This window comes from Rhodococcus sp. KRD162 (genome assembly GCF_017168335.1).
Lineage (GTDB): Bacteria > Actinomycetota > Actinomycetes > Mycobacteriales > Mycobacteriaceae > Rhodococcoides.
The window spans coordinates 242924-255340 of record NZ_JABFAU010000002.1 but is presented as its reverse complement, the minus strand read 5'-3'; the positions used below and the strand labels follow the sequence as shown (position 1 = coordinate 255340).

The following is a 12417-nucleotide window of genomic DNA, read 5'->3' as shown; positions in this document are numbered from 1 at the left end:
ATCTACGATGGGTTGGAGCGCTCGTGGGGGTCGCAGCAAAGGAGCCATGATGCAGTTTCTGGTGATGAGTCGGCGCAGGGTGGAGCAGTACTCGGACGAGGACTTCTCGGCGGTGCTGCCGAAGGAGACCGAGGCCGTTCGGGCACTGTACGCGGATGGAATCGTGCGCCAGATTTGGCTGCGCGGAGACGTGGCGGGAGCTGCTTTCCTCGTCGAAGCAGAAGACGCCGTCACGGCGCAGGCCACTGTCGACGCGTTGCCGATGGCGTCGTCCGGATTGTCCGAGTTCACGCTGATTCCGCTGTCGCCGTATCGCGGATTCGGTCCGACGCCGACCTGATCGACGGTCGAATCGGTTTCGATCCGGTGTCTTCGTGGCATGCCTGATAAGGATCCCGATCTCAGGAAGAGGCTGTTCGACCATGACTACATTGCTGTTCGCAGTGACCGCTGCCGATCACTGGACATTGAACGACGGAAGCAAGCACCCCACCGGGTACTGGGCCGAGGAACTCGTCGAATCCCATCGCACATTCTCCGAGGCCGGGTGGGACATCACGGTCGCGACGCCGGGCGGTAAGGCACCGGTTGTCGACGAGGGCAGCCTGGCTGTCGACGCCAACGGCGGTGACGAGCAGAAGGTGGCGGATCAGAAGAACTACCTCGCCTCGATCGAGTCGATACTGGCCTCGCCCGCGGTGTTGGAAGAGCAGAGGGCGTCGGACTTCGATGTCGTGTTCGTCCCCGGCGGTCACGGTCCGATGGAGGACCTGGCTGTGTCCGAGAGCTTCGGCGCGCTGGTGGTGGACTTCCTCGACGCGAACAAGGTCGTCTCCGCGGTGTGCCACGCGCCCGCTGCGCTACTACCTGCCGTCCGCGCCGACGGGACCTGGGCGTTCGACGGGTACGAGCTCACCGCATTCACCGACGAGGAGGAGACTCAGGCAGGGCTCGCCGACAAGGCCCCGTGGTTGCTCGAGACTCGGCTGCGCGAGAACGGCGCGAAGTTCGACTCGACGGACGCCTGGGGACCGAACGTCGTCGTCGACCGGAATCTGTACACCGGACAGAACCCGGCCTCGACGCGTCCGCTGGCGGAAAAGCTGGTCAGTGCACTGAGCTAGAGCGCAGTCAGGGTGTGAGCAACCATCGGCCCCGCACTCCAGGGGTCGAGGCCGCATCCTGCGCCTGGCGTGCGTGGTCGAGGGTGAGCGTTCCGGCGACTCGGACCTCGATCACGCCGCTGACCACCAGTTCGAGGAGCTGGGTCAACCTGGCCCCGTTGTGCCGAACCGATACTGCCGTCGTCGAGATGTCGCGTTCGCCGTCGGGTACCGCAGGCGGAAGCACTCCGACGTAGCGACCGCCGTCTCGCACGGCAGCCAGGGCGTCTGCGCCGAGGGCAGCGGTATCGAGGACCGCGTCCACGGAGCCCGCGTCGGCGATGCTGCCCACGACCGAGGTCGCGCCGGCGCGCACCGCGAATTCTTTGTCGGTGTCGCGCGCGAGCGCTGTCACCGTCCACCCGCGATGTGCGGCGAGGGCGACTGCGAATCCGCCGACCCCGCCGGCAGCACCGGTCACCAGAAGCGTGCCGACCGGTCCGGCGAGGTCGAGCGCTTGGTCGGCGGTGAGTAGGTTGAGCGGGATCGATGCCGCTTCCACTGTGTCGATGCCGTCCGGAATCACTGCTGTGGCGTCCGCCGGGAGTACGGCGAACTCGGCGTAGGTGCCGAGCGGGGACGTCGCATCGGCGTGGAGCCCGAGGACCCGCGTCCCTACCGCAGGTGCATCGACACCGTCACCCACGGCGTCGACGACGCCGGATACGTCCCACCCGATTCCCACAATGGTTCCTTCGGGGACCGCGCCGGTGTGCAGCATTCCGTTTCGGGTTGCGATGTCCACCGGGTTCACTGCCGCCGCGGCGACTGCGATGCGTACCTGGCCGAAATCTGGTTCGGGCATCGGCTGTTCGGTCGACTGCAGTTCGCCGCGACCGTCGCTCACTACTGCGCGCATGATGTTCGTGTCCTTTCGATGATGGCTGATCGGTTGCCATGCCGATCCTGTCCATGCCACTCTCTAATCGGAAGTAGGCACCTGAAAGTGCGTAACCCTGGTGGAGGTTCGGTATGGCAACGGCGACTGCAGCGGCGCGACGAGCCGAGGCGAAAATCGAGTACGACGCCTTCGTGGCGGCGTGTCCGAGTCAGAAGCTGCTGGGTCGGATCAGCGACAAGTGGGTGGCGTTGATCCTCGTCGCTCTCGGTGAGGGCTCCCTGCGCTACTCCGAACTCTCTCGCCGTATCCCGAGTGCGAGCCAGAAGATGCTCACTCAGTCACTTCGCAGCCTCGAACGGGACGGTTTGTTGACCAGGACGGTGACCGCCGATGTCCCGGTGCGAGTCGACTACGAACTGACCTCTCTCGGGATGTCCTTGCGGGAATTGATGGCTCAGATCAAGTCCTGGGCAGAACAGCACATGGACGAAGTCGAGCGCGCCCGCGAGGCGCACGCCGCTCTCGCGTAGAGATTCTGCCCACGGAGAACGGCGACCGTCCCGGGAACATCACTACTGCTTTCGAAGTTGAGCCTCTATAGCTCAATCCTTTGGAGGAGAAGTGACCGAAACCGTTCGTGTCCCCGTACTGTTCCTGACCGATCCCATCGTTCTGCCCGGAATGGTGGTGCCCGTCGAACTCGACGAGGCTGCACGTGCCGCCGTCGATGCGGCGAAGGCGAGCAACGACGGCACGCTGCTCGTGGCACCCCGTCTCGAAGACCGATACGCCGCGTACGGCGTCCTCGCCACGATCGTCCAGATGGGACGCCTGGCCGACGGGCGGCCCGCGGCGGTCATCAAAGCCACCCGCCGCGCGCACATCGGCCATGGCGTCAGCGGTCCCGGTGCAGCCCTGTGGGTCGAGGCGGACCCGGTACCCGACGGGACTGCAGGCGAGGACCTCAAAGCCCTTGCCGCCGAATACAAACAGCTCGTCGTGGCGATGCTGCAACGGCGCGACGCATGGCAGGTGATCGACTCAGTGAACAAGCTCACCGACCCGGGTGCAATCGCCGACACCGCCGGCTACGCGTCGTACCTCACCGACGTGCAGAAGCGTGATCTGCTCGAAACGCCCGACGTGGCAGCACGACTGTCATCGCTGATCGAGTGGACCATGGCCCATCTCGCCGAAATCGAGGTCAACGACAAGATCTCCGGCGACGTTCGAGACGGCATGGAGAAGACCCAGAAGGAGTTCCTGCTCCGTCAGCAATTGGCGGCCATTCGCAAGGAACTCGGTGAGGACGAGCCCGACGGTGCCGACGACTACCGCGGCCGCGTCGAGTCCGTGGACCTGCCCGACAAGGTGCGCGAACAAGCGATGCGCGAGGTCGGCAAGTTGGAGCGAGCCAGCGACCAGAGCCCGGAATCGGGCTGGATTCGCACCTGGCTGGACACCGTGCTCGACCTTCCGTGGAACAACACCACCGTCGACAACACCGACATCGACTCTGCTCGTGCCGTTCTCGACGCGGATCATCACGGGCTGGACGATGTGAAGGATCGGATCGTCGAATATCTGGCGGTTCGTGCGCGACGCTCCGAGCGCGGTCTGCAGTCGGTCGGCGGACGCGGATCCGGTGCCGTCATGGTGCTCGCCGGACCACCCGGAGTGGGCAAGACCTCGCTCGGGGAATCGGTGGCACGCGCGCTCGGTCGTACCTTCGTGCGCGTCGCCCTCGGCGGGGTCCGCGACGAGGCCGAGATTCGTGGACACCGCCGCACCTACGTCGGTGCGCTGCCGGGTCGAATCGTTCGCGCCATCGGTGAGGCAGGATCGATGAATCCCGTCGTGCTGCTCGACGAGATCGACAAAGTCGGCTCGGACTACCGCGGCGACCCCAGCGCAGCACTGCTCGAGGTACTCGATCCTGCACAGAACCACACGTTCCGTGATCACTACCTCGATCTGGATCTCGATCTGTCCGACGTGGTGTTTCTCGCCACGGCCAACGTGATCGACCAGATTCCCGGGCCGCTGCTCGACCGCATGGAACTGGTGACCATCGACGGATATACCGAGGACGACAAGGTCGTCATCGCCCGAAACTATCTGCTGCCCCGCCAGATGGACAGGGCCGCAGTCACATCCGAGGAGGTGACGGTATCCGATGCCGCGCTCCGCAAGATCGCGGCCGACTACACCCGCGAGCCGGGGGTCCGGCAACTCGAACGACTACTGGCCAAGGCTCTACGCAAGGTCGCGACCACGCTGGTCGGCAGCTCGGAGGCACTCGAGATCGACGAGCCGGATCTGGTGACCTACCTGGGTCGTCCACGCTTCACCCCGGAGGCGCACGAACGTACCGAAGTGCCCGGGGTGGCAACTGGTCTGGCGGTCACAGGTCTCGGCGGAGATGTGTTGTTCATCGAAGCAGCCTCCACCGACGGAGGCCCCGGCCTCGAGCTCACCGGCCAACTCGGTGACGTGATGAAGGAGTCGGCACAGATCGCGCTATCCTATGTGCGGTCGCATGCAGACCAATTCGGCGTCACGCCCGAGTCGCTGGATCGTCGCATTCACGTGCACGTACCGGCCGGAGCGGTGCCGAAGGACGGGCCGTCGGCCGGCGTGACGATGGTGACCGCTCTGGTGTCGATGGCCACCGGCCGGCCGGTGCGCTCGGATGTCGGCATGACCGGTGAGGTCACGTTGAACGGACGGGTGCTGCCGATCGGCGGAGTGAAGCAGAAGTTGCTGGCTGCGCAGCGCGCCGGGCTGACAACAGTGTTCATTCCGGCCCGCAACGAACCGGATCTGGACGAGGTTCCCGCGGAGGTGCTCGAGCGGTTGGACGTTCGTCCGATGACCGACGTCGCCGACATCCTCGCGCTCGCGCTGGAACCGGTGGCGGACGCCGCTGCAGCGTGAGATGACCATGGGAGCGGCAGGTCCGGTCTTGCGTTACCGAGACTCGGACCCGTCGCTCGGCGAGGCCGACGCGGGCACGAGTGGCCCGCGCTTGACCTCGAGCTATGTCGAGGTTCTACGTTGTTGACATGAGGATGATGACATGAGCATGGAAATGACCGCCTGGAACCAGATGTATCGCTCGATGCACAGTCCAGACACGCGATCGTCGTTCTCCAAGGAGACCGCCCGCAGGATCCTGTCGTTCGCGGCCCCACATCGGCGTTCCCTCGGGGGATTCCTGGTGCTCAGCGTTGCCCTGGCCGTGCTTGCGGTGGCCACGCCGGTGCTTGCCGGTCGGGTCGTCAACGCGATCGTCGACGGACGAGAACTGCGCGTGGTGGTATTGCTCGCATTGGCCATCGCCGCGATCGCACTGGTGGATGCTGCGCTCGGTCTGATCAATCGGTGGCTCTCGGCGAACATCGGCGAAAGCCTGATCCTGGATCTACGGACCGCTGTGTTCGATCACGTGCAACGCATGCCGATAGCGTTCTTCACCCGGACCCGCACCGGTGCGCTGGTGAGTCGGCTCAACAACGACGTCATCGGAGCGCAGCGCGCCTTCAGCACCACCCTGTCCGGCGTCGTCAGCAACCTGGTGACACTGGCGCTGACCCTCGTGGTGATGATCGGAATCTCCTGGCAGATCACGCTTCTCGCACTGATCCTGCTGCCGGTGTTCGTGCTTCCTGCGCGCCGGATGGGTCGACGCCTCGCGCGGTTGCAACGCGAAGCGGCAGCACACAACTCAGCGATGAGCACGCAGATGACCGAGCGTTTCTCGGCCCCCGGGGCGACGCTGGTGAAGCTGTTCGGTCATCCACAGCAGGAATCGGTCGAGTTCGCGATCCGAGCCAGGCGGGTCCGAGACATCGGAGTGCGCAGTGCCATGGTGCAGACGGTGTTCGTGACGGCGCTGACGCTGGTGTCCGCCCTTGCTCTCGCCGTGGTGTACGGCCTCGGCGGCTTCTACGCACTCAGTGGTCGACTGGACCCGGGTTCGGTTGTGGCGCTGTCGCTTCTGCTGGCCCGGCTCTACTCTCCACTGACCGCGCTGGCCAGTGCTCGGGTGGAGGTCATGAGCGCGCTGGTCAGCTTCGAGCGGGTCTTCGAGATTCTCGATCTCGTTCCCCTCATCGCTGACAAGCCCGACGCGCAGACGGTGCCGCCGGGGCCGGTAGCCGTCGAATTCGACGACGTTCGATTCGCCTATCCCTCGGCGGACAAGGTCTCGCTGGCTTCGCTCGAGGAGGTCGCAACTCTGGATTCGCGAGGGGGCGAAGAGGTTCTGCACGGTGTGTCGTTCCGCGCCGAACCGGGCCACATGGTCGCGCTGGTCGGATCCTCGGGTGCCGGTAAGTCCACCATCGCGCAGCTGGTGGCGCGGCTGTACGACGTCGACAGCGGAGCGGTTCGGCTCGGCGGCATCGACGTGAAGGATCTCACGGCCGAATCAGTGCGTGGCACAGTGGGAATGGTGACTCAGGACGGTCACCTGTTCCACGAGAGCATTCGGTCGAATCTGCAGCTACCGCGGCCCGACGCCACCGACGACGAACTGTGGGATGCGCTGTCGAGGGCGCGGCTGGCCGATCTCGTCCGTTCCCTACCCGATGGCCTCGATACCGTCGTCGGCGAACGCGGGTATCGGCTCTCCGGTGGCGAGCGTCAACGCTTGACGATCGCGCGGTTGCTGATCGCGCAGCCCCGTGTCGTCATCCTCGACGAAGCGACCGCCTCGCTCGACTCGACGTCCGAGGCCGCCGTGCAGGCCGCGTTGGCCGAGGCCTTGGACGGAAAGACGTCCGTGGTTATCGCGCACCGGCTTTCGACGATCCGGGCAGCCGATGTGATCCTGGTGGTCGAAGACGGGCGGATCGTCGAGCGCGGCACCCACGACGAACTCCTCGCGGTAGGCGGCCGCTACGAGGAACTGCACCGGACGCAGTTCTCCCAGTCGGACGGCGCGCGAGTGGGACAGGGCTGACACCTGGCGGATCGAAGCAGCGTCGTCAGGGTGTCGGTACCACCGTGGAAGGGTCGTTGTCGGCGGCCGCCGCCAGCAGGGGAGCGAATCCGTCGATTGCGTAGTTCAGCGACAGTGGGCTCGAGTAGCCGAGGGCCGCGGGCAGATCGGCGCTGAACGAGCCGATGTAGACGGTTCGATCCTGCTGCACGGCGTCGAGGGCGGCGATCAGCGGGTCGGCCTGGAGTTGCTCGCGGGTCTCGCCGGCGATGACGAGAACGTCGGTGTCCAGTCGGCCGAGGTTCTCGGGGCTGATCGTCTCGGACGCGTCGGGTATCTCGAAGCCGAGGTCGGTGAAGAACAGGGCGCGGATGTCGTCCTTGCCGAGAAGCAGGTAGCTGCCGTCGTTCACGACGAACGCGAGAGACAGTGACTTGCCGGTGAACTGGGGGTGCGCGGCTTCGGTGTCGGCGAACTTCTGCTCGAGCTCGGCCGTCTGATCGTTCGCTTCCTGAGACTTGCCGAGGGCCTCGCCGACCGTAGCGAATTCCTGCTGCCAGGTCGCGGCTGGTACGTCCTCGTAGCCGCCGATGTCGGCGATCGTGGGGGCCATGCTCGAGAGAGTGTCGTACTGGCTCTGATCGATGAACGAGTACGGGCCGAGGATCAGATCGGGTCCCTGCACTGCGATCTGCTCCAGGTTGAGGTCGGTGCTCCCGACCTCGGGAATCTCGGTGCCGCCGAGCGCTTCTTGGGCCCAGGGCCGCTGCCGGTAGTCGTAACCGAGGTTGCCCCGAGTGGCGACGGGCTCGACGCCGAGAGCGAGTACGAAGTCCTGCTCGTTGAACCCGATCGTCACGATGCGGGTCGGCTCGGCATCGACGACCGTCTCGCCGAACCGATGCTCGATGGCGACCGGGAAGCCATCCGCGCTACCGGAAGTGCTGGATGCAGCGGATCTGTCATCGGTGGAACAGCCAACCGCCAGCGCCAACACGGAGGCACCGGCGGCGGCCAGCAGGGCAGGGTTCTTCATGGGGATCTCCTCGCTCAGGTAAGCGAGGTTAGCCTAACCGATCCTCCAGTGTGTTGGTGGACGTGCCTCCGCCGGCCCGGGCGATCAGATCAACAGTTGGTCGTTGCCGGTACTCCAGCGAATCGCTGGTCGATCCACTCCAATGCCTGCGGAAGTCCGAGTACCGCCGCGGTCAGGTGATCGTTGCTCGGCACCTTCACCTCGGTGACCAGAACTCCTGCGCGGCAGTATCGAGCAATGGTGTTGTCGATGGCACTGACCGGGATCAATGCATCGGCGGGGCTGTGCCACTCGAAGTACGGAGCCTTCGGCACGCCGGGGTACATCTCGACGCTGTTCTCGTTGACGGCCGCAATCATCTCCGGGCTGTTCATCAGGTCCAGCTTGCCTGCGACCTCCATGGCGCTCTTGCCTGCGCCCGCGGCGATGATGTCGTTGGTGCATCCGTTCTGAATCTTGCGCTCGATCTCCTTGCCGAGCGGGTTCAGCTGAGAACTGATCGGGATGCGAGTGGGGTACTCACGTTCGATACCGATTGCGGCGGCGAAAGCCAGACCGAACATCGGGTGCGGAGCGAACCCGAGATCGCGAGCCATGCGCTCGAGGTTCATCGGGGCACCACCGGCTGCGCTCCCGACGATGTTGAGTTCGGGTGCGTAGTCGTTCTGCAACGCCGCGGCCCACGCTGTTGCCATGCCGCCGCCGGAGTAGCCCGCCAGCGCGACCCGGCTCTGCTGAACCTGGATGGGGTCGAAGCGTTGCGTGGCGCGAATACTGTCGAGCACGATCTGCCCGCCGAGCTTGGCGGCACCGTAGGCGCTTCTAGGCCCGAGGTGATCTGCGATGACGACGGTCCAGCCGCGCTGCAGCACTGCGTTGAGGGCGGGAGCCTCCCGGATCGCCAGATTGGGGTCGTTGGACCAGAGTGCTTGTGAAGGTGCACATTCGAGACCGAGTGCATTGATGATGTGTTGGTAAGACAGCAGCGGGCCATTGGGGGCTTTGTTGTGCGGAACCAACACGGTGTTGATCGCTGCGATGGGGTCGCCGGCCGAATCGGTCGAGCGGAACTTGAGCTGCCACACGTCGATATCGAAGAATCCGGGCGGCGGTGGCATCGGTCGGCTGGAGATGACATCGCCCGGTTGCAGGGCTTCTAGATCTGCGGGCGGTGCGCCGAATCCGTCTGCGATAGGGGTCGGCATGAGCGGCTCAGCCGCAGCCTGACCTGCGCCGACGAGCGATGAGCACAACACGGCCACTGCCGTGATTGCGGCAGCGCCTGCCAATTTGTGAACCCGCATCTAGATAATCCCCTCCGTGCCTGAATCGAAACGGCAAGCGTTCCGACGATCCGACAAGCTCCCGTGGAGCCGGCGGCAAATCGATACAGCAGTTACAGCGACTCGTTGTGCTCCCCCTGGAAACGGTAGGACGAACGGTACGCACTCGGAGATTCTATGGCAACAGAAGAACGGTCCGAGTGCCGGTTTCTCGAGGGAAGGAGAGATGTTGCCCCGCACATCGAGCGTTACTCGAGAACGACGTCGTTCGGTGCTTTGTCGGGGCGCAGGCCGCGCCAACTCGGATGCCTGAGGTGACCCGACTCGGTTGCTTCGTAGTACCGAACCTCGCCGACCAGGCTCGGTTCCACCCATACCGCGCCGGTGCGATCGGCGGTCGGCAGTATCGAGGAGAACGGACTGTCTGCGGCCTCGAGCGGAGCGAGCAGCGCCGCGAGAGAGTCGAGGGTGCGGTCGTCGAACCCGGTTCCGACGCGGCCGACGTAGCGCAGGCGGTCCCCATCGGGGATCCCCATCAGCAAGGAGCCGAATCCACCGGATCGACGGCCCCGGCCCGGACGCCATCCACCGATCACGATGTCCTGCGTGCGCCAATTCTTGTGTTTGATCCAGGTGTGCGCTCGTTTGCCCGGTTGGTAGATCGAATCGGTACGTTTGGCAACGACTCCCTCCCAACCACGTTCCCTGCTCTCGGCGATGGCGTCCTCGGCGGACCCCGTCAGCTGCGGTGGCACCAGAACCGAGTCGAGCCCGGTGGTGAGTAGCTCGAGGAGGCGTCGGCGATCGGAATACTTCTTCCGGATCAGGGAGGTGCCGTCGAGGTAGAGCAGATCGAAGGCAATGAACCGGATCTCGTCCCGGGTTGCGTTCTGCAGCATCTCGAAACTGCTGATGCCATGTTCGTCGAACACGACGACTTCCCCGTCGATGACGGCCTCGTGTTCGACCAGGTCGTCGGCCAAGGATTGCAGTGCACCGAATTTCTCGGTGTAGTCGTTGCCGCTACGTGTGCGCAGAGTCATCGCGCCGTGCATCAGTTCCGCAACGATACGGAAACCGTCCCACTTGCCTTCGAATGACCATTCCCCGTCCGGCAGGTCGTCGATCTCACCGGCGGTGGCGAGCATCGGCGAGATGTTCTGGGGTGGTGGACTTTCGGTCGTGCTGCTGGATGCGTCCTTCATCAGATGCATCAACCACTGGTTGCCTTTGGTGCGAATCAGGGCGAACCTGCCGCGCGCCTTCGAGCCGTGCAGGACGACGATGACTTCGTCCTCACGCCACTTCTCCAGCTCGTAGGTTCCGCGGTCCCAGATCGTGACATCGCCGCCGCCGTATTCGCCCTTCGGTATTCGACCGGAGAACGATGCGTATTCGAGCGGGTGGTCCTCGGTGTGTACGGCCAGCCGATTCTGCTTCGGATCGACCGGGATGTTCTTGGGGACGGCCCACGAGACCAGCACTCCGCCGTGTTCGAGCCGGAAGTCGTAGTGCAGGCGTCGGGCATGGTGTTCCTGGATGACGAAGGTGTCGTCGTTGCCCTTCGGCTCGGCGGTGGTCGGTATCGGCTCGGGCGTCTTGTCGGCACTGCGCATACTGCGGTACTTGTCGAGTTTGTCTGTGGCAGGGCTGTTGTGGGGGACCGAGTCGACTGGGGGGTCCAGTTGTGCCAGCAGATCACCGAGGTCCTGGAATCGTTCCAGTACTTCCTCGAATCGAAGCTGCTGCAGGCCCGCCGATTCCAGCTCGTCCCAGGTACGTGGCGCTGCGACGGTGGGCAACGCTCGCCCACGCAACGAGTACGGGGCGACCGTCGTCTTCTTGCCGTTGTTCTGGCTCCAGTCGACGAACACCCGTCCGGTTCGCTTCGCCTTCGCCATCGTGGCCGTGACCCGATCCGGTGAGCGTTCTTCGAGCAGTGTGGCAACACGTTTGGCGACGGTGGAGGCACCCGATGTCGTCAGTGGCTTCTCGAGCGGCACGTAGAGGTGAATTCCTTTGCTGCCACTGGTGACCGGATACGCGGTCATCCCGATATCGCCGATCAGATCTCTTATCTCGCACGCTACTTCGGCGCATCGAGCGAGATCGACGTCATCGCCGGGGTCGAGGTCGAAGACCATGCGGGTCGCCGGTCCGGGTTCGGTGCCGTCGAACCGCCACTGCGGAACGTGCGCTTCGATGGCCGCCTGTTGCCCGAGCCAGGCGAGATCGGCTGCGTCGGAGAACAGGGGGTAGGTGACGATGCGGTCGGAATGCTGCATCGACCGGCGGTCGAGCCAGTCCGGTGCAGAAGCGGCGAGATTCTTCTCGAAGAACGAGGACTGATCGATGCCGTTCGGCCAGCGTTTACGGGTCACGGCTCGGCCCGCGAGGTGCGGAAGCATTGCGGGTGCGATGGCAACGTAGTACTCGATGATGTTGCCCTTGGTGGTGCCGGTCTCGGGGTACAACACTTTGTCGAGGTTGGTGACGGAGACCTTTCGACCTTCGATCTCGAGCGTGGCCATCGTCTCAGGTTAACGGCCGCCGTCTGAACATGCTGCGGACTTGTGACAGGCTCTTCTCCTATGGCGACGATCAGTGTCTCGGTACAGATGCCGGAGAATCCGCAGGGTGCGTGGGACAAGGCTTCCGCGCTCGATCGGTTCGACGAGTGGATGACGATCCACGGTGGGTGGTGCAGTCCACCGCCGAAGAAGGTCGGCAAGGGCACCGAGGTGGAGTCACTGGTGAAGGTCAAAGGGTTCAAGAACACGATCCACTGGACCTTCACCGAATACGACGAGCCGAAACTGATCGAGATGTCCGGCCGCGGTAAGGGCGGGGTGAAGATTTCGTTGACCGTCCATGTGCGTGAGGCCGAGGGAGGTTCGGAGTTGACGCTCGATGCGAAGTTCGGTGGCGGTGTGTTGTTCGGTCCGGTGGGTTCGGTGGTGGCACGAGCTCTCGATACCGATGTCAAGAAGTCTGTTGCGAACTTGGCGGCATTGCAGTGACAGATCCCTTGCTGAAGTAGTTGCACGACAATCTCTTCCGGCCCCGCACCGTGTTTTCGGTGCGGGGCTGGATTGCGTTTTCGGGGTTGTTGAGGTGTGGGCGGGTTCAGGCGATGTGGGGGCCGGCTC

10 protein-coding genes are annotated in these 12417 nt (G+C 64.4%); 6 read left to right on the top strand and 4 right to left on the bottom strand.

The features are described from left to right. Positions 1-46: 46 nt before the first annotated feature. Entirely contained in the window at positions 47-340 is a 294-nt protein-coding gene (locus tag J1M87_RS02335; RefSeq protein WP_206487329.1) for a hypothetical protein, read from the top strand. A gap of 82 nt (positions 341-422) precedes the next feature. Continuing rightward, the gene (locus J1M87_RS02330) at positions 423-1124 is read left to right on the top strand and encodes a type 1 glutamine amidotransferase domain-containing protein (RefSeq protein WP_206487327.1); all 702 of its coding nucleotides are present in this window, start codon (positions 423-425) and stop codon (positions 1122-1124) included. Positions 1125-1131: 7 nt separating this feature from the next. Here J1M87_RS02330 and J1M87_RS02325 read toward each other — a convergent pair whose 3' ends face one another. Next, positions 1132-2022, bottom strand: coding sequence for an alcohol dehydrogenase catalytic domain-containing protein (locus tag J1M87_RS02325; RefSeq protein WP_206487325.1), 891 nt, complete (start codon positions 2020-2022; stop codon positions 1132-1134). A gap of 113 nt (positions 2023-2135) precedes the next feature. Between J1M87_RS02325 and J1M87_RS02320 the strand changes: the two genes are divergently transcribed. The 3 genes from J1M87_RS02320 (at position 2136) to J1M87_RS02310 (ending at position 6970) form a co-directional block, all read left to right on the top strand. After that, on the top strand, positions 2136-2534 hold the full coding sequence (locus J1M87_RS02320; RefSeq protein WP_206487323.1) for a helix-turn-helix domain-containing protein: 399 nt from the start codon (positions 2136-2138) through the stop codon (positions 2532-2534). 91 nt (positions 2535-2625) lie between these two features. Next, the gene (gene lon, locus J1M87_RS02315; RefSeq protein WP_206487321.1) at positions 2626-4941 is read left to right on the top strand and encodes an endopeptidase La; all 2316 of its coding nucleotides are present in this window, start codon (positions 2626-2628) and stop codon (positions 4939-4941) included. A 142-nt stretch (positions 4942-5083) separates the two neighbouring features. Continuing rightward, entirely contained in the window at positions 5084-6970 is a 1887-nt protein-coding gene (locus tag J1M87_RS02310) for an ABC transporter ATP-binding protein (protein ID WP_206487319.1), read from the top strand. A gap of 25 nt (positions 6971-6995) precedes the next feature. Here J1M87_RS02310 and J1M87_RS02305 read toward each other — a convergent pair whose 3' ends face one another. The 3 genes from J1M87_RS02305 to J1M87_RS02295 form a co-directional block, all read right to left on the bottom strand. Beyond that, positions 6996-7985, bottom strand: a complete 990-nt coding sequence (locus J1M87_RS02305) for an iron-siderophore ABC transporter substrate-binding protein (RefSeq protein ID WP_206487317.1) — start codon at positions 7983-7985, stop codon at positions 6996-6998. Positions 7986-8074: 89 nt separating this feature from the next. Continuing rightward, on the bottom strand, positions 8075-9289 hold the full coding sequence (locus tag J1M87_RS02300) for a lipase family protein (protein ID WP_206487315.1): 1215 nt from the start codon (positions 9287-9289) through the stop codon (positions 8075-8077). 227 nt (positions 9290-9516) lie between these two features. Further along, positions 9517-11799 (bottom strand): ATP-dependent DNA ligase, encoded by a 2283-nt coding sequence (locus J1M87_RS02295; protein ID WP_206487313.1) that lies wholly within the window; start codon positions 11797-11799, stop codon positions 9517-9519. Between the two features lie 60 nt (positions 11800-11859). On the opposite strand from J1M87_RS02295, the gene J1M87_RS02290 reads away from it, so the two are divergent. Continuing rightward, positions 11860-12288, top strand: coding sequence for an SRPBCC family protein (locus J1M87_RS02290; RefSeq protein ID WP_206487311.1), 429 nt, complete (start codon positions 11860-11862; stop codon positions 12286-12288). The last annotated feature ends 129 nt before the right edge of the window (positions 12289-12417 follow it).

What these genes read in the sequence shown, in the direction of transcription:
- J1M87_RS02300 (WP_206487315.1), bottom strand. Translation starts at nt 9,289, where the DNA reads ATGCGGGTTCACAAATTGGCAGGCGCTGCCGCAATCACGGCAGTGGCC.
- J1M87_RS02305 (WP_206487317.1), bottom strand. Translation starts at nt 7,985, where the DNA reads ATGAAGAACCCTGCCCTGCTGGCCGCCGCCGGTGCCTCCGTGTTGGCG.
- J1M87_RS02330 (WP_206487327.1), top strand. Translation starts at nt 423, where the DNA reads ATGACTACATTGCTGTTCGCAGTGACCGCTGCCGATCACTGGACATTG.
- J1M87_RS02325 (WP_206487325.1), bottom strand. Translation starts at nt 2,022, where the DNA reads ATGCGCGCAGTAGTGAGCGACGGTCGCGGCGAACTGCAGTCGACCGAA.
- J1M87_RS02310 (WP_206487319.1), top strand. Translation starts at nt 5,084, where the DNA reads ATGAGCATGGAAATGACCGCCTGGAACCAGATGTATCGCTCGATGCAC.
- J1M87_RS02335 (WP_206487329.1), top strand. Translation starts at nt 47, where the DNA reads ATGATGCAGTTTCTGGTGATGAGTCGGCGCAGGGTGGAGCAGTACTCG.
- J1M87_RS02320 (WP_206487323.1), top strand. Translation starts at nt 2,136, where the DNA reads ATGGCAACGGCGACTGCAGCGGCGCGACGAGCCGAGGCGAAAATCGAG.
- J1M87_RS02295 (WP_206487313.1), bottom strand. Translation starts at nt 11,799, where the DNA reads ATGGCCACGCTCGAGATCGAAGGTCGAAAGGTCTCCGTCACCAACCTC.
- J1M87_RS02290 (WP_206487311.1), top strand. Translation starts at nt 11,860, where the DNA reads ATGGCGACGATCAGTGTCTCGGTACAGATGCCGGAGAATCCGCAGGGT.